Raw genomic sequence first — 20241 nt, forward strand, 5'->3', positions numbered from 1 at the left:
CTTAAAAACAAGAAAGTGATATGAATTAAATCTTTTGTGCCTTTGTGTTTTGCGGCAATAAATGGAATAGTGTTTTGGCTAACGAATGTTACCTAAAATTAATTTTGAGCATTAATTTTTCAATACTTTATATTCAAATGGCAATAAACTTATTTGAGTACTTGCTGTTATTGCTGCACCAGTAAATCCATCTTTCCAAGTCAATTTTGACAATGAAACGGGAATAGTATAATTGACTGTTGCAGTAGTTAAGTTAGATAACACAAAGACTTTTTCAGTAGCGGTTTCCATAGTGAATGCACTTATAGCGTCACTACTATATCCTTTGTAAGTCCCTTTTTTTAGGGCATTGCTAGAATTTCTGAAAGCAATGATTTTCTTATATTCGGCTAGCATATCTAAATCGGCAGTACTCCAGTCAATAGGGGTACGGTTAAAATAATCGATTCTTTTATTGTATCCTACTTCTTGTCCGTTATAAATCATAGGTACTGAATTCATGTACGCAGTAACGACAAATGCTGCAATAGAACCTTTTTTTCCACCAAATAACTCTAACGGTGTACCATCAGAAAGGTTGACATCATGATTGGTTGTATACCTAACAATTCTATTTTCAGGATTATAATTATTAGCATATTCGGTAGCATTCGAATCTTGTAAAGTAGTAGCAGATTTATTCTCTTTGAAAACTTTTTCCAAAGCACTGAAGAAGTTAAAACCAAAAGTGTAATCAAAACCAGCAGCAAATTGACTCACTTTTGATCCTTCTGCAAGCATTAATATATTCTGGGTTTTCTTGATTTTTCTTAAAGCGGTAATGGCTTCTGACCAAAAATTCTGAGGAACAAAATCAGCATAATCACATCTGAAACCATCTATGTTTGCACTGTATACCCAATAGGACATTGCATCAATCATCCCACTTCGCATTTCAGTATTAGTAAAATCTAACTGTGCGACATCATTATAATTAGTTCCGGGAGGGATAATAATATTTCCATTAGCATCTTTTTGATACCAATCCGGGTGAGCAGTAATCCAGGCATTATCCCATGAAGTATGGTTCGCAACCCAGTCCAATATAACTGCCATGTTTTTTTTGTGGGCTTCTTCTACCAAAACACGTAAATCTTCCAAAGTTCCAAAATCTGTATTTACAGCTTTATAATCTTTAACAGAATATGGAGATCCTAATCCACCTGCAGATCGAACTACTCCAACAGGATAAATAGGCATTAAATAAATAACATTAACCCCAAGCTCTTGAATAGAAGTTAGTTTTTCCTGAACCCCTTTTATAGTTCCTGCCTGACTAAAAGCACGAATGTTTACTTGATAAATGACGGCATCTTCTTTTTTAGGCATTTTTTCAAACCGTGTTCCATATTGTGGATAAGCCGGAGCTGGAGTTGACTCATTATCCGAAGAACTGCAGGAAGCTAGTACCGAAGAAAAGATAAGTATAAAAACGATGTTGATATATAATTTCATTTTTTTTGATTTTTAATAATAACCGTTAAGAACTTAGAAATGGTTGCATCCCTTCCTCTTTTTCAATAAAAAGGGATGCTTTTTAAAATTACTAACTAAACCATTTTTATGCTAAACGAGTATTCTGTTTATTAGATTTTTGTAACTGTATAAGTAGCAGTAGCAGGATAAAGACCGGTTGTTACATCTTTTTCTTGTATAGAAAACGTTACTTCATAAGTACCGGCTTCACTAACATCGTAAGCTCCTTGATTGTCTATGTACATTATGTCATCAGTATTGTTTTTTGGGCCATAATTTACAGTCCAGGTGTTATTAAGCCTGAATTTTAAAGCACCTGCGCTTAAAGTCCCTTTAAATTTCCACACTTTTAGTTGATGATCATACGTCATATTAGTAGAGTTATCCCAGCCACCTGCAGTTGCGGTACCAATTATTCCCCAAGAAAAAGGAGTAGCTGTCCATTTTGCAGTGTTTAGGTTTACAGTCATTTGATAGGAACCTGCTTTTTCAATTTGAAAATCGGTATCACTGCCATTAACTATATTTCCATTGGCGTCAGCTCCGTAAAATTGACTCCAGCTTCTTTCATTGGTGAATTTAAATCCTAAACCTTGTGTTTCTGGAAAAGTCACATATCCTTGAAATATACCACTATCAATAGCTTTTAGTTCAGCTGCAGTATTTACATCCCATCCTTGGTAACTTCCCGGCATATATATTGCACCAAACACCACTTTTTTAGCAAAAGGGGTTACACTTAATTCTATAGGATTTGAATATATTTTTCTGTCCAAAGTTGATTCTACACGAACTACTATTTTTCCTGCAACATCAACTGGAAGACCTAATTTAATAGCCATTTTATTAAGGTCACTTCCTGAAAAAGCTTTGCTTAATACATCTACTCCAACTTCAACACGAACTGCTTTGGACCAAGCTGTAGCTCCAACTGCATCTGCTGGGATATCAAATTCCAAAGCATACGTTACAGGTGCATTCACAGGAAATATTACTGCAGACCATGATAGGGTTAGTACAGATAAATTTTCGTTTTCTGTAGAAATTACTATAGCATTTGACGAAGCCTCAATTGGACCCGAAAAATTCACTTCTTTTAGAGAGGTAAGTATGGCGTCATTTTCACAGGATACACCAAGGAAAAGTAACGCGCAAATTACGAATAACTTGTTTATATATTTTTTCATAATAGTTCTATGTTTAGTAACCTGGATTTTGTTTTATTCCTTTGTTTGCATCCAATGCCGCTGTTGGGATTGGGAACAATTTTCTGTAGTTAGCAGAAACACCTCTGAAATCATTTGCTAATAAGAATTTATCAAAACGAATCATATCTTGTCTTCTGTGTCCTTCCCAGTTTAACTCAAATCCTCTCTCATTATAAACATCGTCTAATGTTGGATTTGCAGCTAATATTCCAAGTCCGGCACGTTGTCTGACAGGATCTATGAATGGTTTTGCAGCAGCAGCATTACCTAGTCTAACATTACATTCTGCTTTCATTAATAATACATCAGCATAACGATAGATAGGAAAATCATTTGATGCTCCACCACCATCCATAGGTGTAACAGGATAAAATTTAGTATTACGAACACCCGCTTGTGGTGCAGCACCAGGATTGTCTAATGACGCTACATCAATAGAATAATTTACTCCTCCGCCTTGGTCTCCATAACGGAATTGTTTTTTACGAATGTCATTGTCATTGTATTTCGAAAAGAAATCTTTAGGCACAATAGTACCATTCCATCCGCTATAGCCAAACAAGTTTTTGGCGTCTGGTCCGTTTAGACTTCGAACTGTAAAAATATTACGGGATACTACATTTGCAGTAACAAACATGGCTAATATGGTTTCATCATCCGGGAGTACATCACCAAATAATTCATAGTATTTGTTCCCCATTGGACTAGAAGCATTAGCAGCACCAGAATGAAGTGAGAATCCTCCGCCACTCACTTTATCACAAGCGGCTAAACATTTTTCCCATTCAGGAGTACCAGTATATACTCCGGCATTCAAATATACTTTAGCCAATAAAGTGTAACCGGCCCATTTGTTGAATCTTCCGTAATAATTTCCTCCTTTGGTAGCCGAAAGAGTTTCTACATTTTCGGTTAACTCTTTTACGATGAAATTATAAACCTCTTTACGAGTTGATTGTGGAATTTGATCTACAGTTATATTATTATCCGTGTAGAAAGGAACATCTCCAAAATCATCTATCAATAAATAGTAGAAAAAGGCTCTCAATACTTTAGCTTCGGCAATTTTTGAAGGTTCAGCATTTGATTTTTCTAATTGGTTAACGGCTAAATTGGCATTGAAAATAGATTTGTACAACCATCTCCAAGTGTTGTTTATAAAAGAATCTGTTGGCAACCAATCGTGTTTGTATAAACGAGCAAAATCCAATTCCCAGTCACCGGTTGTTCTATGAGGAATAACTTGTTCATCCGAACTAAAGCAGTTTAAGTCATACCAACCTCTGTCTGCTCCAGCATATCCTACACCATCCCAATTCCCGCCAACTTGGGCGTAAACACTTGCCAATGCAACATCAGCTCCTTGCGCAGATCCGTAAAAGTCGTCTGCTGTATATTTATCATATACTTTTTCATCAACATTGGTACAACCAACAAGTAATAAGAAACTTAAGCTTCCTATTAACAATATATTTTTGATTTTCATTTTTCTTTTACTATTTAAATTTTACATTCAAACCAAAGGCAAAACTTCGGGTACGGGGATAAATACCATTATCGCCTCCAAAGCCATTACTACCACTCATATTTAATTCGGGATCAATTCCAGAATAGGGTGTAATCAACAGTAAATTATTTCCGGTAAGAGAAAGGCGAACAGATTCAATGTATTTGATCTTTTCAAAATGAAAATTGTAGCCAACAGTTACATTTTCTAATCGTAGAAAAGAACCATCTTCAAGCCATAAATCAGAACCATATTTAGAAGTGAATAATCCTAATGGAATGGCACTGTCTAAAATATTTGCTTTACCGATATTTTCTAAATAACTTAAGCTTGATCGCAGGCCATTGTATATTTTGTTTCCTCCTGATCCTCTCCATAACATTGAGACATCTAAATTTTTATATTGGAAAGTGGGGTTAAATGCATACGTATAAGTTGGTAAAGCAGAACCTTTTATCAAACGATCCGGGCTTGTATTTCCTTGATCTATGATTCCATTTTTGTCAACATCAAGTACAGTTTCAGAATTTGCATTGTCTTTTCCGGTATGATGTAAGATGTTGAAAGTCCCAATAGGTTGTCCAGCTATCAAAAAGGAACTTGGTCCCCAAGACACATTATCAGTATTTAACGGAACTCCGTTGATACTGCCGCTTAAGTTTAATACTTTGTTTCTCAATAAGGATACATTACCGGCAAGTGTAAGTGTTGTGTTTTCTGTTTTTATCAAATCATACCCTAAGGCAACTTCCAGTCCTTTATTTAATAGACTTCCTACGTTAGCTTTTATTGTATTGTAAGGAAATGGAGGTTGTGGAACAGTATAATCAAATAAAAGATTATCAGTAGTTGCTGTAAAAACATCGACAGTTCCTCTGATTCTGTTATTTAAAAGAGCAAAATCTACTCCGATATTGGTTTGTTTTTTTGTTTCCCAACGTAAATCTGCATTAGCATTTTGAGTTACATTGAAATTGGTAATTTGTTGACCTCCAAAATAAGTTACTCCTGATCCACCCACTAATGAAATAGAGTTTTGTGGATATAACCCTTGTTGGTTACCTGTAACACCATATCCTCCGCGTAATTTTAACTCGCTGAAAATAGTTTGATTAGCCATAAAAGGCTCTTTGTCTATTTGCCAAGCTACCGAAGCTGAAGGGAAATCTCCCCATTTATTATTTACACCAAAAACGGAAGAACCATCTCTTCTGATACTGGCAGTAAATAAATATCGGTTTAAAAACGAGTAATTTATACGTCCTAAAAATGAAACTAAGGTTCTGTCGTTTTTATATGAACTAATGTCTCCAGGTTGTACTTTGGACAAATCACCCAATTGCAACGCGTTATAAGTGGCAATATCATTGATAAAACCTTTGGCTTGGGCGAAATTACCTTGATAGGTTTGGTTTTGCCATTCGTATAATGCCAAAGCGTTGATGCTGTGGTCTCCAAATACTTTTTTATACGAAAGACTAATATTCATTAATCTTTCATTTTGTTTGTTGTTACTAATGTTAGCGTACCCTTTTTGGTCCATTGCATACGCATTAGTCGATTCGGCAGGGAGATAATATCCATTAGTACTATTCGTTTTTCTCCAGCTTCCAAACCAACCAGCTGTTAAACCTTTGTATAAATCTAAATCAGCTTTAAGGCTTCCAAATAAATTATCATATTGTCCTTGATTAGTAACAGTTTGTGCAGCTGCATAAGGATTTAGGTATTGAAAAACATTTGGATCTGTAAAATAACTTCCATCAGTATTGTAAACAGGATCCGTAGGGCGCATTACATAAGCATTTGTAATTAAATTAGATGTAAAAGCGGCTCTTCCGATGCTTCCAATACTATTAGTTGCATTGGTAATTCCACTGTTAAGATTGAAAGTTAATTTTAATTTATCATCTATCGCAGATTGAGTGGCTTGAATTCTACCGATATATTTTTGATTACTGGTGTTGATAACAACTCCATCTTGCAAAATAGCACTTATCGAAGCTCTATAACTAAATTTATCTGTTCCTCCACCAAAAGATAACGTATGGGTTTGCGTAGCGCCACTTTTAGTAAGAATACCATACCAATCGGTATCTGAGCCATGATTAGCCGAGGCAGGAACGCCAACTAATTGCGCTTGTTGCCACCATTGATCAGCATTCAGCATGTCTAGTTTTCTAGGTATATAATCGACAGCCATTGAACTAGAATATTCTACAGATGTTTTTCCTGCTTTATTTTTCTTGGTACTAACAATAATTACACCAGCAGCACCTCTAGAACCATAAACGGCAGTGGCAGAAGCATCTTTTAATATGTCCATCGAGGCTATTTCACTTGGAGGAATTTGGTTTAACAAATCCATATTTCCTTGAACACCGTCCACAACGACTAAAGGATCATTTCCACCAATTAAAGAAGATATTCCACGAATTCTTACACTTGGTGCCGTACCTGGCTCACTACCCGTTTGAGTAATATTTACCCCAGCCATTTTACCGGAAATTAATTGCAGTGGATTGACAACTGCACCTTGATTCATGTCTTTTGCAGCGATTGAAGAAACTGCACCTGTAACATCTTTTCTGGTAGAAGATCCATAACCTATCAATACAACTTCTTGTAAAGTAGTTGTTTCTGGGAAAAGTTGAATAACGCTATTGTCTTGATTTGCAGAAACTCTTCTTTGTTTATATCCTATATATGATATCAGAAGCATGGCATCACTGTCTTCAACGGTTATTTCAAAATTTCCGTTAGCATCAGTGATAACTCCTTTTTTTGTTTTTTCTTCAATAATGGATGCACCGGGAAGTGGCATTCCGTTTTCATCAGATACTTTACCTTTGATAGTCTTTTTTAAATAAAACTTCTCATCTGTTTTTTCAATAAGAGGTTTTTTTAAAATAATTTGAGTATCCCTAACTTTAAAATCCGTACCAGTTCCTTTGAATAGTTTATCTAAAACGACATCAATTGTTTGGTCCTTTACACGGATAGAAATGATACGATTTAAATCAATATCATTCATTTTATAAATAAATCGAAAATCTGTTTTTTGCTCAATGGTTTCGATAACCGTTTCCACGGTTGTGTTGTTTAATTCTAAACTTACTTTTGTTTTTTGTGCATAAGTATTGGCTCGAATATTAAACATAGCCACCAAAAGAAGGAGAGTAGTTAGTTTCAATTTTAGGTTATTTTGGAACAATGGGAATTGTATCCCACTATTCTTTGGTTTTTTTTTCATAATTTTGTAAATAGATTGTATTTAATCAGTTAGGTTCAATCACTTATTCAATCGGAAATTGTTCGCAGCTCTTTCCGATTTTTTTATGCTTCAATAGTTAACTCGTCATTTTTCATTGGTTTTTAAGGGTTATTTAATTAGTATCTCATTGTTTTTTATGGTGTAATTAATGCCGTGAACATCATTAAAGTAACTCAGTACTTTCTCTATTGGTTCATCGCCAAAACTGGCATAAAATTTTTCATTAGCCAATTTCTTGTTTTGGTTAACAATGGTAACATTGTAGTGTCTTTCCAGTTTTTTGGTTATATCGTTAAAACTCATGTTCTTAAATGTCAATCGCCCTTCCATCCATGAAGTATAAACATCAGTAATAACAGGTTTTGTTTCAATATGATTGTCTTTTCTATTAAAACTACCTTTATATCCGGGTTTAAGAACGGTATTTTTATTGGCGTCAAATTTCTCATTTGCAGTATATAAACCTACTGAACCTTCTACTAAAACTACATCAGTTACATTATCTTCAGGATAGCTGGAAACATTAAAATGAGTTCCTAAAACACGAATGTTCAAATTATCTGCATTGACTATAAAAGGGTGTTTTTTATCTTTTGTCACATCAAAAAAAGCTTCTCCGTCCAGAAAAACCTGTCTGTTTTCACCAGCAATAAATCGTACCGGATATTTAAGTGTGGTTCCGGAGTTCAGATGTACAATTGTTCCGTCAGATAATTCCAATTCAAATCGTTTTCCGTATGGAATTTTAATGGTATTGTAAACTAGTTTTTCTAAAGGGGTTTCAGTATCGTAGGCAATTTTATTTCCATTATGGTTTGCTACAACATTTCCTTCGGAGTCGGTTACTTGAGATTTTTTACCGGCTGAAATAATTTGAACATCACCGTTTGCTAATTGCAAAGTGATTTCATTGCTATTTATAATTGCATCATTTTTTTGTTTGAAAAAACCGTGTTGATAAGACCATCCAATGGATAACAAAACAATAATCGATGCTGCAACAGAAATGTATTTGAACATTGGAAACTTTTTGGTTTCAATCGCTGTTGATTCCGTTTCTTTTGCGCTAATTAATATTTTAGAAAATATTTTATCTGCAGTCGCTACATCCATTTCTGGAATTTCGTCTACTAGTATTTTTATGTCTTCAACTGTTGGGAAATCAGTAGTGAGTTTGTTTTTTCTGTAATAGTCAACAACTTCATTACTTTCTTCCACATTACATTGGTTTAAAATAAATTTATGAAGTAATTTTTGTATTCCTGAATTTTCATTCATCTCGAATTGGGTTTTTTGATCCTGTACTATATAATACAGTTCAAGTGGAGTTGACTACTACTCAAACGTTGTAATTTTTTTAATTTTAAGATAAAATAATTTCAAAAAGTAATTATTTCGTTTGTAACTCATTGTTTTTTAATTCTTTATTCGATTTACTTCGTAATAAAAAAAATAAAAAAAATCACCCATAAAGAGTGATTGAGGTGCTGATATTTTTTTATTGATTTATAAGATGCCATCATGGTCTTTAAAAAAAAGACGTATTGATTCCAGTGCTTTGCTCATTTGGCTTTTTACGGTATTTATAGAAATGCCTAATTCATGGCTGATTTCTTCATAGGTTTTACCTTGTTTACGCGACATTTTGAAAATTAGTTTGCGTTTGGGAGGCAGTTGTTTTATGGCTTGCTTTTTTAGTCTTTTGCAATCGGCTTCTCGAATGGAATAATCACCCTGATCATGAGATTTCTCACTTTTATAGAAAATCTCTTCTTTTAGAAGTACATCATTGGCGGCTTTATTCAAAAAATTAAAGGCTTGGTTTCTGGCAATGGTGAACAAGTAGGATTTAAAGGATTGCTCTAAATTCAAGTTTTCTCGATGTAACCAAATTTTCAAAAATACTTCTTGTACATTTTCTTCGGCTAATTCTTTTGACTTCAGAAGACTAATGCTATAGCCATAAATATCTTGGTAATAGAAATCAAAAAGGGAACGAAATGCTTTTTCGTTGTGATTTTTGAGTTCACTAACCAATAATTGTTCGCTATAGTTTTTTGTTTCTGACATTAATTTGGGTACCCTTTATTTTTTTGGCATTATAATAAGACACTCTCAATTCTAGCCTCTTAATTGTCTGATGAATTAGCAAATATATAAAAATATTATTCGCATCGATTTCTTTAAATCAAAAATGGTTTTTAATTTATACGCAAAACTTTGTAGATAAGTAACGTGGTTTGAATAAAAAACGGAATTCCGTTTAACTCAAAAATAAAATTTGTAATAAAAAAGCTTCCAGTCTTTTTTGAAGACAGGAAGCTTAAAATATAAAATAAGAAATATTAATTCTTTAAATCTTTAATTACTTTAAAAGCAACATCTACTTCATTTTCACTTACTAAAATTGTAAATTCATTTGAAGTCGAAATTACTTCGTTGATGATAATTCCTTCCCAAGCCAAACGTTGGAAAATGAAATAGTAAATTCCTGGAACTACGATATTTTCTTTAGGTAATTTCACGGTTATCGAAGCCAGATTATCCAGTTTTTGAATTAATTTTTCGTTGGCAAAATGTTTGTCAACCAAATGGTTTATTGTATTACTTACCACGATATTAGTTTCATTTACGCCTCTTGACGAGGTATAAAAAATATCTGGAAAAGCATTCAAATCGGTGATTAATTCAGCTTGCTTGTTTAAAACGGTATCTGATGCTGCAAAAGTATAATCGGTTAGTTCAGAGCGAACTGTGATTTCCCCAATGTTTTTTATTACTTTATTTATTTTATGATTTAATCTGAAATCCAACTCTTCCGTAAGTCTTTTTAGAGACATAACTACCGCTCCTTGTTTTACTTCTTTACCAAATTCAGATTCTAATTCAGTCATTATATTCCGTGATAAGGAAGTCAAATTAATGATTCCAAGAGATAAAGCATTTAATAGAAAAGGCTTTGTTTTGATGTAATTTTCTACAATGGATGAAACAGTTTTCATAATTGGTTAGGTGTTTTTACGTAGTTTTTACTTAGTTAGAGTGTCAAAAATCTCTGCAAAGATAGATAAAAAACAATTTGTTACAAATATAACATTGATTTTTTTTGTTAAAAATGATAAAAAGCATCTATAAGGTGTTCAATTACAAAAGATTTGCCTTCTTTGTGGATAGCAATAATGTCAAAACGGACTTCAATGTCCAAATCATTTTTACTTACGTAAGCATCTACAGCCTTTACCAGTAGCTGTATTTTTTTTGGTTTTACAAAATCTTGGGGTAAACCAAACTCTAGGGACGAACGGGTTTTTACTTCAACAACAGCAAGTGTGTTTTCTTTTTGGGCAAGAATATCAATTTCGGCTTTTTGAAAAGTCCAATTGGTTTCCAGGATAGTATAGCCGTCTTTTTGTAGGTATTCTACCGCCATTTCTTCTCCAATTTTTCCCAGTTCGTTGTGTTCAGCCATAAAAAAGTGTTCAGTTTTCAGTTCGTAAAAAAATCTGCAATCAAAAATCAATTTTTTACTCAAAAACTACGCTACTGGAATTTTTGTCTAAATGCAGAGTCACTTTACTTCCTAAAATTAATGCTCGGTTATCATGAATATGTCCCGCCGGGAAATTATAAATAACAGGAATGTTGTACTTTTTAGTAACATCCTCTATGATTTCAAGGGCGTTTTTGCCCCATGGAATATCATTGTCTTTCATTTTTGACATCGAACCAACAATAATTCCCTTAATACTTTCCAAACAACCATTGCGTTTTAAGTTCATCATCATACGATCGATGTGATATAAATATTCATCTAAGTCTTCTATAAACAATATTTTATCCGTGCAATCTATCGCTGATTGAGAACCAAATAAACTGTATAAAATAGATAAATTCCCACCGACTAATTCCCCGGAAGCATAACCAAATCGGTTCATGCCAAAAGGTTCAATAGTATATTTCAATGGTTCCCCAAACATGGCAATTCGTAAACTTTCAATAGCTTCAGGAGTTGCTTTTGGAATACTGATAGGCATAATACCATGAATAGATTTGAAACCCATTGTATTCAAATGATTGTGCAAAACGGTGACATCGCTAAAACCAATAATCCATTTTGGATGCTGCTTAAATTTGGTGAAATCCAATAAATCAATCATTCTTACCGTGCCATAACCACCACGAACACACCAAATTGCTTTGATGTTTGGATTGTCTAATTGAGTCTGGAAATCAGCGGCACGTTGTTCATCAGTACCAGCCAGTTGATTGTCATCTAGGCCAATACTTTTCCCAATAACAACTTCCAGTCCCCAGCTATGCAATAAATCTATTGCTGGTTTCAGGTTGTCGTCTATGTTTTTTCGAGCTGTTGCCAATATGGCTATGGTATCTCCTTTTTGTAAAATAGGTGGTGTAATCATTAGTGTGCTGGCTTGAGAATTGAAAGATTGTAAAACAAAAATAAGAAATAGGAATTTATATAAAACAACATTTCTTTTTAAAGTAAATCGAGAGGCATACATATTCGTTTTTTTTTCTAAAACAAATATAGACAATTACAAAATAATTCTAAGTTACATCTTCAAATGACTATTTTTACAATAAACGAAACCATTAGGATTTCTATTATGACTAAAGATATATTTAAACGTATGAGAATTACCAACTTGATTTTATTCTTGTTTCTTTTTTTTTCAATGATGAAATCGAGTGCTCAACAAAAGAATTATGTGATTCATACTGTTGCATTCTATAACTTCGAAAATTGTTTCGACACGATAAATGATCCAAAAACGAATGATGACGAATGGACACCAACAGGAACGCAGCGATGGACATCAAAAAAATATTATCATAAACTCGAAAATTTGGCTAGGGTTTTATCCGAAATCGGTTCTGCCGAAAATCCGGATTCACCAACTTTTATAGCCGGTTCCGAAATTGAAAATAGAGGAGTCCTGGAAGATTTAGTCAAACAGCCCAAACTGATAAACAAAAATTACGGTATTATTCACTTTGATTCACCGGACAAAAGAGGTATAGATGTAGCTTTATTGTATCAAAAAAAACAGTTCCAGCCCACTAGTTATCTCAATATTCCGCTGTATGTTTATAAAAATAACCTAAAAACTACAGCAGCTTTAAAAACTGAATCCGACGAGAAAACCGATGATGTTTTGCAAGTAAGTGCACAAAATAATAGGGTATATACAAGAGACCAACTCTTGGTTACCGGATTTCTTGATGGTGAAGAAATAAACATAATTGTCAATCACTGGCCGTCACGTTCCGGAGGAGAAAAAAAATCAAGCCCTTTTAGGGAAGCTGCCGGTATTTTAAACAGAAAAATCATTGATTCCCTGCAAAGGATAAACCCAAATGCGAAAGTCATTACATTGGGTGATTTGAATGACGGACCCTATAATAAAAGTGTAAAAGTAGCGCTTGGCGCAAAAGCAAAAAAGACCGAAGTTCCACCACTCGGAATTTATAATCCATTCGAAGAAATGGCCAAAAACGGGATGGGAACTATTGCAAATCGAGATGCTTGGGATATTTTTGACCAAATCATGGTTTCACAATCTTTATTAAAACCAGATTATTCCTCTTTTCGGTATTGGAAAGCGGGTATTTACAACAAATCATTTCTAATACAAACCAGTGGTCAGTACAAGGGATATCCGCTACGGCATTCGGCAACTGAGGTAGGATTTAGCGATCATTTTCCAGTTTATATTTATTTAATCAAAGAAAAACAATAGCGTTTTTTATTTCATAACTTTACATTTAAAATTCATAACAATGGCAATAGCAAAACCTTTCAACCTCAATAAATGGATTGACGAAAACCGACATCTGCTGAAACCGCCCGTTGGCAATAGAAATTTATACAGAGAATCCGGTGATTACATTGTGATGATTGTTGCGGGTCCAAACGCCCGAAAAGACTATCATTATAATGAAACCGAAGAATTATTTTACCAACTGGAAGGCTCAATAAAAGTGATTATTCAGGAAGATGGCGAGCGCAAGGAAATGGAACTTCATGCCGGCGATATGTATCTTCATCCTGCCAAAGTTCCGCATTCTCCGGTTCGTTCTGAGGGTTCGATAGGATTGGTGATTGAAAGAAAACGCGCCGGAAAAGGATATACGGATGGTCTATTGTGGTTTTGTGATAATTGCAATCATAAATTACACGAAGTCTATTTTGAACTGCATAATATCGAAAAAGATTTTCTACCTCATTTCGAGCATTTCTATAATTCAGAAGCACTGAGAACCTGCGAAAAATGCGGTACCGTTATGGAAACCGATCCAAGGTTTGTAGCCCAAAAATAGTTTTTTTTTGAAGCTATTCCCGTCATCCGCTCTATCTTTTGTGGCTTAAAGAAAGCCACAAAAGGATGCCGCTACTACCGGGGCTAGGGCTGATTAGTGTGAATTAATAATAAATCAATATTGGAACAAATTTTAGCTTACAGTTCAAATCGCTTCCCTTGTTCGGGAAAAATAAATTGCACATCTAAATCATTTTGTTTTTTTAACTGCGCCTTAATTTTTGCGTAATTTTCAACAGGAGGTTTCATATGGGTAATGATAATTTTAAAACCTTTCAAGGCATTTTTTCCTGTAAGTTCACTTAAAGCACGAAGCTCTTTCAGGAGATAATTAGGAGTTAAATGCCCAAATAAAAGAGAGTCAGGTTGCTCGTTTGGGAAGGAAACCTCAATAAAAATACCTTTTAATTGCTTATTTTTAATTAGTGGAGCAATTTCAGTCCATAGCAAACTTAATTTATCACTTTTTTCAACAGCATCAGACCCCGTGTCACCTAAATACAAAGCATAAGCTTCTCCGTTTTTAATTAAAAATGCGGTACTTTCAAAAGGATTTACATGACTTAGCGGAAATGCTTTTACGGTCATTGTGGTACTTGTAATATGCGTTTCTTCTTTTGGATTTAAGGTTTTAAAATGATATTTTTTTATGAGATAACCATTTCCTTCGTCTCCAAAATTGGCCCAGGTTTGCCCGTTGAAATAATGTTGTTTCATCATTTCCATACAACTATTGGTTGCGTAAACGGTTTTTGAAGAATCGGCAGGTGAATTAATAATTAAACCAGAAACATGATCTAAATGGGCATGGGATATTAAATAGCCTTTTATGTATTTTTTCAAAACAACTTCCGATGGGACTTTGAAAACTTTATTTTCTAAGGCTTTTTCAATTCCTGCATGTATGGTTCCCGCATCAAGACAAATAAAATCAGTAGTGTTTGAAGGTGCCAGTAAATAAGCCGAAAGGTTTTTTTCGTCAATACCGCCTTTTACTCCCAAAGGTACAACTTGGAAAGCTGTTTTTTGTCCCTTTTGTGCAAATGCACTTACTGATATTAAAACGAAACAAATCCAAATTTTTTTTAATATTACCATGTTTTAAAATGTGTATAGATAAATTAAATTTATGTCTGTAAAATTAGTTGGTTCTTTTGTATTGGACGCTTTTTTTTGCAAAATCAATTGCAACTCATCAAATTGATTTAATTTTACTTCGATTTTAACAAATTAATTCGATTGAAATTCAACTCTAAATAATATCTTTACAAAAAAATATAACAATTTTAACTAAAAAAGTTACAATGATAACAATAGCAGATCAATTCGGAATGAAAGAGGCATTGGCGCAATTGGGTGTAAAAGCCATAAATGAAGGAACATCAACAGGAATAAACCATTTTTCAAATGGAGAAATTCTGGAGAGTTATTCACCAGTGGATGGTCAATTAATAGCATCAGTAAAAACTTCAACTGCTGCCGATTACGAAAAAGTAATGCAAACCGCTACCGAAGCTTTTAAAACATTTAAATTGATGCCAGCGCCACAACGTGGTGAAATCGTGCGTCAGTTTGGAGATAAATTGCGAAAAAACAAAGAAGCTTTAGGTAAATTAGTTTCCTATGAAATGGGGAAATCATTGCAAGAAGGATACGGAGAGGTTCAGGAAATGATTGATATCTGTGATTTTGCAGTGGGTCTTTCTCGCCAATTGCACGGATTAACGATGCATTCAGAACGTCCAGGACATAGAATGTATGAGCAATACCACCCAATGGGCGTTGTTGGAATCATTTCGGCATTTAATTTTCCAGTGGCAGTTTGGGCTTGGAACACAGCACTGGCTTGGATTTGTGGAGATGTTTGCGTTTGGAAACCTTCAGAAAAAACACCACTTTGTGGAATTGCCTGTCAAAACATTATTGCTGAAGTAATCAAAGAAAATAACCTTCCAGAGGGAATTTCTTGTCTGATAAACGGAGATTACAAAGTAGGGGAAATGATGACTAATGATAGACGTGTACCATTAATTTCTGCAACGGGTTCCACTCGTATGGGGAAAATCGTAGCACAAGCAGTTGCGGGTCGCCTTGGAAAATCATTATTGGAATTAGGCGGAAACAACGCGATAATCGTAACGCCGGATGCTGATATTAAAATGACTGTTATCGGGTCAGTTTTTGGAGCAGTTGGAACGGCAGGACAACGTTGTACTTCAACACGTCGTTTAATCATTCACGAAAGTATTTATGAAAAAGTAAAAGATGCCATTGTTTCGGCTTACAAACAATTACGCATCGGAAATCCATTAGACGAAAACAATCATGTTGGTCCGGTAATTGACAATCATGCTGTGGAAATGTACAACAAAGCATTAGAAAAAGTAGTTGCCGAAGGTGGGGAAATCCTAGTTGAAGGTGGCGTACTTTCTGGTGAAGGATACGAGAGCGGCTGTTATGTAAAACCAGCAATTGCTGAAGCTGACAATACTTTTGAAATCGTTCAACACGAAACTTTTGCTCCGGTATTATACTTATTAAAATATTCTGGAACGGTGGAGAATGCTATTGCGATTCAAAACGGAGTAGCACAAGGATTATCATCAGCCATTATGACTAATAATTTGCGTGAAGCTGAACTTTTCTTATCCGTTACCGGTTCTGATTGTGGAATTGCAAACGTAAACATAGGAACTTCAGGAGCCGAAATTGGAGGTGCTTTTGGTGGAGAAAAAGAAACAGGCGGTGGACGTGAGTCAGGATCTGATGCATGGAAAGTATACATGAGAAGACAAACGAATACCATCAATTATACCACAAGTTTGCCATTGGCACAAGGAATAAAATTTGATTTGTAATACGCATTCATTTTAAACAAAAAGGCAATTTGAAAATTTCAAATTGCCTTTTTTTATAATTAAAATTTGGGTATTCTTTGCTTTTAAAAAGTATTACAAATTGAAAGAAGCACCAATATTAAAAACAAACTGGTTGTTTAAATTATCAAAACCAGTAATAGTGTTGTCATATTTTGCTATTGGAATTCCAGCTTCTGTAAAAATACCAAAACCTTCCGTAAAGAAATAACGAAATCCAAGGTGTGCACCAAAATTTCTTAAACCTAAATCAAGTCCCGGATAAACATCCATTTTTGGATCTAATTTAAGGACGTTTCCTAAATTAGCATTGAATCTCACTTTTGCATCAAATCGATCTCCAAATTTAGGTTTGTTCCCTAAATCATCATTAGAAACAGATAACAAATAAGAAGTTACAAATCCATAAGACATATTTTCACCAAGGCCAAAATCAGTAGAAAGACGAATTCCGGAACCTCCGTTTTGAATGTTTGCTCCAACATCAAATTTAGTATCTCCTTTTCCTTTGTATGCTTGTGCATTAACAAAACCAACTAACAATAATAATGATAGTGTAATAATTTTTTTCATGATTTTTGGGTATTAAAATTTTGCGCAAAAGTAGTTTATTTAAACTAATTCCTACCTTTTTCATTAGAGTATAAAAGATCTAACGGTTCACTTTGCCAGAATTCTTTGGTATCAACATCCATAATAGTCAACGGGCCTTTGAAAGCGGCACCGGTATCTACATTCCAAATACAAGCCATTTGTACGGGAGTTGTTTTGCCAATTCGAGAAACAGGCGTGTGACCAATATAAATTTCATTGTATAGGGTCAATCGCTTGGGATAAAATAAATTACCGGGTTTCATGTTTTTGTCTAATGCCAAAGCGGTTTCCCACAAAGTTCTGTCCCAATAAAAAAGCTTTGGAAAATATTCAAAATCAACACCATTCATATTGGTGAAACCAGCGTGAATAAATAACCGATTTTGGTCGTCAAGATAGAAATTTTCCAATGATTGCAGGAATTCAACATGTCTTTGTTTGGTTTCCGGATTAACCGTCTCATAAGCATTGACGGTTGCTTCACCCCCGTGTTTGTACCACAAAAGATTGTCTTTGCTGTCCTTAAGCCAGTGCAGGAGTAATTCATCGTGATTGCCACGAATAAAAACACAATTATTTTTAATATTCAATTCAATCAAATAATCAATTACTTGTGGTGATTGGCTCCAGCCATCTACATAATCCCCCAGAAAGATTAAAGTGTCTTCAGTAGTTACTTTGGCTCTTTCCATAATTTGGTGTAGCGCATGCAAACCACCATGTATATCGCCTATGACGAGTGTTCTCATTTCTAGTTGTCTCAATTTGTTCTTTTACAAAAATAGCAGAAAAGCATTTTTTGAACTCATAAAAATAGGTAAAAGAGTTAGGAAGAAAGCATTTTTAGGTAATTTTTTTGATTTCAACAAAAGAACTTAAAATTAATGAAGTAAACTTCATTTTTAATCACTTGAAATATACCCACTTTTAGTGATGTTCTACTAATAATAATAAGAGTAGTTTTACAAAAAAATCAATTGTTAAGATATTTCTGATTAGGATTATGCGGAAATGTGTCTAAGTCGCTTAAAATAAATTAGATGCCTAAAAATAACTCAAAGAGGGTAATTTAAATAAATAATTAAAATCAAAAGAATGAAAAAAGCATTCAAAATTATGACAGTTGCTTTTGCAATGTCAATTATGTTAACATCTTGTTTTTCTTATACTAGTGTTGTTGGTAAAGGGGCTCAAGGAAATGCACAAGTTACAAAATGGAATCACTATGTGATTGGAGGATTAGCACCAGTTGGAGTTTCAGATTCTAAACAAATGGCTGACGGAGCTGAAAATTATACCGTCTTCACTAGACAATCATTTGTTAATGGTTTAATTGCTGCTATTACATTCAGTATTTATACGCCAACAACAACTACTGTTACAAAATAACATAACATATGGCGGTGATGATTTCATCATCGCCAAATTTTTTAAACATGAAAAAGATTCTTTTTTACATATCATTGATAATTACTATTTATATAGTTTATATTATTTCAAATATTTTTATTTATCATTTTGATAAACTAAATAATTTTGGATTAGGTTTTTTAATTGGGGAATTAGTACTTTTAGTAATATTCAGTTTTTTAACTTATAAAATAAGACCAGAAAAAAAGAAAAATCAGTACTTTCAATCATAAAACATCTTTTAAGTTATTCACGTTTTTTTAATATGGGTTTTTCAAAAGTTGTATTGTACGTATTCTATTTGAAGTCTTTCATATGATTTCTCAAACGTCACAGTAGAAAAAACGGTTTTATTTTATAATTTTTGGTTTAAACCCGAGCGACCGAAATTGAAAATAAAAGAGGCCGATTTCCTAAAAATATTTTTTGAACTCGTTAGGTATTTCGTTAATAGGTTTTATCATTACCTCTTTGTAGTACACTTCGCTAGCTTCACTTTGTAATTGTATTTTTCCTTCAATTAGCGGCTTGAATTTCGTACCATCCCAAAAGCGAGAATTTGCCAGTACCATTACCACATGGCCATTTACAATATGAAGACTTTTTCCTTCAAAACATACCAGTTCTACTTCGGTCCAACTACCCATCGGACTTTCATAATTATCTTTTCGGGTACAATAACCGGTTCTTTCAGTATGGGTTCCAAAGGGTAAAAAAGATTGATTTTCATCGGCAATTGAACTCATCACGCCTTCTGATGCGAACGCTTTTATATCGATGGCAGCATTGGCAATATTCCAATAATCACCAAAATGTCCTTCCATGAATTGAAATTCTTGTGACAGCATCCACGCTCTCCAATAATCCACACCAGCTGGACCTTGTGAGTGATACAATACTCCGGCGTCGAATAATTTATCTGTTCTGGGTTCCCATTTTTTAGTTCCCCATTTTACTTTAAGTTTTAGGCGGTAATTTTTATAACTATTTTTGGTAAAAACACAACCGTAATATTCTCCGGAAACTCTTAAAACGGGAACATTATTTTCTTGGATTACAGTAAAAACACCAGCTTCATTTTTGTTATAGCCAATGGGTTCAATAACTTTTCCTTCACTATCGACAGGAACTTGACCATTGTAATTATTTTTATGTTTATAACTCAAATACGTCTCCCACTGACTGAGATTTGAATCTATAAGGCTAGTCCAATCCTTATTTTTAGAAGTCTGTGCGTGCAGTTCAAAGGTTGTGGAAAAAAGGAGCATTGAACAAAGGAATAATTTAATTATGGTTTTCATTTTACGGTTAATTTTTTATAATTTCATAGATTATGGCAAATATTCTGATTCAATAAATTGATACAATTTGGAAAATTTATTGAATTCAAATATATTGTTTAATAACAACATAAAAATGTTTTAGGATTTTCCCATCGATACAATTTTTTTAAGGAATTAGGGCTTTAATGGAGTAAATAATCGTCTTAATTGTTTGAAATTAAAGTAATTAATGT

Annotated in this window: 17 protein-coding genes; 4 read left to right on the forward strand and 13 right to left on the reverse strand. The window is 33.9% G+C overall.

What is annotated here, in order from left to right:
* Nucleotides 1–111: 111 nt before the first annotated feature.
* The 9 genes from OA85_RS05385 to OA85_RS05425 all read right to left on the reverse strand — a co-directional run bounded on the left by OA85_RS05385 (nt 112) and on the right by OA85_RS05425 (nt 11925).
* Nucleotides 112–1494 (reverse strand): alpha-amylase family glycosyl hydrolase, encoded by a 1383-nt coding sequence (locus OA85_RS05385; protein ID WP_039108460.1) that lies wholly within the window; start codon nt 1492–1494, stop codon nt 112–114.
* Nucleotides 1495–1625: 131 nt separating this feature from the next.
* A complete protein-coding gene (locus OA85_RS05390; RefSeq protein WP_039108461.1) occupies nt 1626–2702 on the reverse strand; it encodes a SusF/SusE family outer membrane protein in 1077 nt (358 codons plus the stop codon).
* Between the two features lie 13 nt (nt 2703–2715).
* A complete protein-coding gene (locus tag OA85_RS05395) occupies nt 2716–4209 on the reverse strand; it encodes a RagB/SusD family nutrient uptake outer membrane protein (RefSeq protein ID WP_039108462.1) in 1494 nt (497 codons plus the stop codon).
* Between the two features lie 10 nt (nt 4210–4219).
* Nucleotides 4220–7483, reverse strand: coding sequence for a TonB-dependent receptor (locus tag OA85_RS05400; protein ID WP_039108463.1), 3264 nt, complete (start codon nt 7481–7483; stop codon nt 4220–4222).
* 129 nt (nt 7484–7612) lie between these two features.
* The gene (locus tag OA85_RS05405) at nt 7613–8782 is read right to left on the reverse strand and encodes a FecR family protein (protein ID WP_039108464.1); all 1170 of its coding nucleotides are present in this window, start codon (nt 8780–8782) and stop codon (nt 7613–7615) included.
* 228 nt (nt 8783–9010) lie between these two features.
* Nucleotides 9011–9574: an RNA polymerase sigma factor gene (locus OA85_RS05410; RefSeq protein ID WP_039108465.1), complete on the reverse strand. Its 564-nt coding sequence runs from the start codon at nt 9572–9574 to the stop codon at nt 9011–9013.
* A gap of 275 nt (nt 9575–9849) precedes the next feature.
* The gene (locus OA85_RS05415) at nt 9850–10506 is read right to left on the reverse strand and encodes an aspartate kinase (RefSeq protein WP_035669162.1); all 657 of its coding nucleotides are present in this window, start codon (nt 10504–10506) and stop codon (nt 9850–9852) included.
* 107 nt (nt 10507–10613) lie between these two features.
* The gene (locus tag OA85_RS05420) at nt 10614–10973 is read right to left on the reverse strand and encodes a YraN family protein (protein WP_039109393.1); all 360 of its coding nucleotides are present in this window, start codon (nt 10971–10973) and stop codon (nt 10614–10616) included.
* Nucleotides 10974–11028: 55 nt separating this feature from the next.
* Nucleotides 11029–11925 (reverse strand): LD-carboxypeptidase, encoded by an 897-nt coding sequence (locus OA85_RS05425; RefSeq protein WP_039109394.1) that lies wholly within the window; start codon nt 11923–11925, stop codon nt 11029–11031.
* 231 nt (nt 11926–12156) lie between these two features.
* On the opposite strand from OA85_RS05425, the gene OA85_RS05430 reads away from it, so the two are divergent.
* Together OA85_RS05430 and OA85_RS05435 are read left to right on the forward strand one after the other, a co-directional pair.
* On the forward strand, nt 12157–13266 hold the full coding sequence (locus tag OA85_RS05430; protein WP_039109395.1) for an endonuclease: 1110 nt from the start codon (nt 12157–12159) through the stop codon (nt 13264–13266).
* Between the two features lie 40 nt (nt 13267–13306).
* A complete protein-coding gene (locus OA85_RS05435) occupies nt 13307–13846 on the forward strand; it encodes a 3-hydroxyanthranilate 3,4-dioxygenase (RefSeq protein WP_039108466.1) in 540 nt (179 codons plus the stop codon).
* A 137-nt stretch (nt 13847–13983) separates the two neighbouring features.
* On the opposite strand, the gene OA85_RS05440 is transcribed toward OA85_RS05435, so the two are convergent.
* On the reverse strand, nt 13984–14943 hold the full coding sequence (locus tag OA85_RS05440; protein ID WP_039108467.1) for an MBL fold metallo-hydrolase: 960 nt from the start codon (nt 14941–14943) through the stop codon (nt 13984–13986).
* A gap of 206 nt (nt 14944–15149) precedes the next feature.
* Here OA85_RS05440 and OA85_RS05445 point away from each other — a divergent pair, with 206 nt between their 5' ends.
* The gene (locus tag OA85_RS05445; RefSeq protein ID WP_039108468.1) at nt 15150–16703 is read left to right on the forward strand and encodes an aldehyde dehydrogenase family protein; all 1554 of its coding nucleotides are present in this window, start codon (nt 15150–15152) and stop codon (nt 16701–16703) included.
* A 93-nt stretch (nt 16704–16796) separates the two neighbouring features.
* Here the strand turns inward: OA85_RS05445 and OA85_RS05450 are convergent, their stop codons facing one another.
* Entirely contained in the window at nt 16797–17294 is a 498-nt protein-coding gene (locus OA85_RS05450) for a DUF6646 family protein (protein ID WP_039108469.1), read from the reverse strand.
* Nucleotides 17295–17338: 44 nt separating this feature from the next.
* Nucleotides 17339–18064, reverse strand: coding sequence for a metallophosphoesterase family protein (locus OA85_RS05455; protein WP_039108470.1), 726 nt, complete (start codon nt 18062–18064; stop codon nt 17339–17341).
* A gap of 346 nt (nt 18065–18410) precedes the next feature.
* Between OA85_RS05455 and OA85_RS05460 the strand changes: the two genes are divergently transcribed.
* Nucleotides 18411–18704 (forward strand): Bor family protein, encoded by a 294-nt coding sequence (locus OA85_RS05460; RefSeq protein WP_035674133.1) that lies wholly within the window; start codon nt 18411–18413, stop codon nt 18702–18704.
* A gap of 434 nt (nt 18705–19138) precedes the next feature.
* Here the strand turns inward: OA85_RS05460 and OA85_RS05470 are convergent, their stop codons facing one another.
* Nucleotides 19139–20026, reverse strand: a complete 888-nt coding sequence (locus tag OA85_RS05470; protein ID WP_039108473.1) for a DUF1080 domain-containing protein — start codon at nt 20024–20026, stop codon at nt 19139–19141.
* Nucleotides 20027–20241: the final 215 nt, after the last annotated feature.

It is taken from the genome of Flavobacterium sp. AED (assembly GCF_000812945.1).
Lineage (GTDB): Bacteria > Bacteroidota > Bacteroidia > Flavobacteriales > Flavobacteriaceae > Flavobacterium.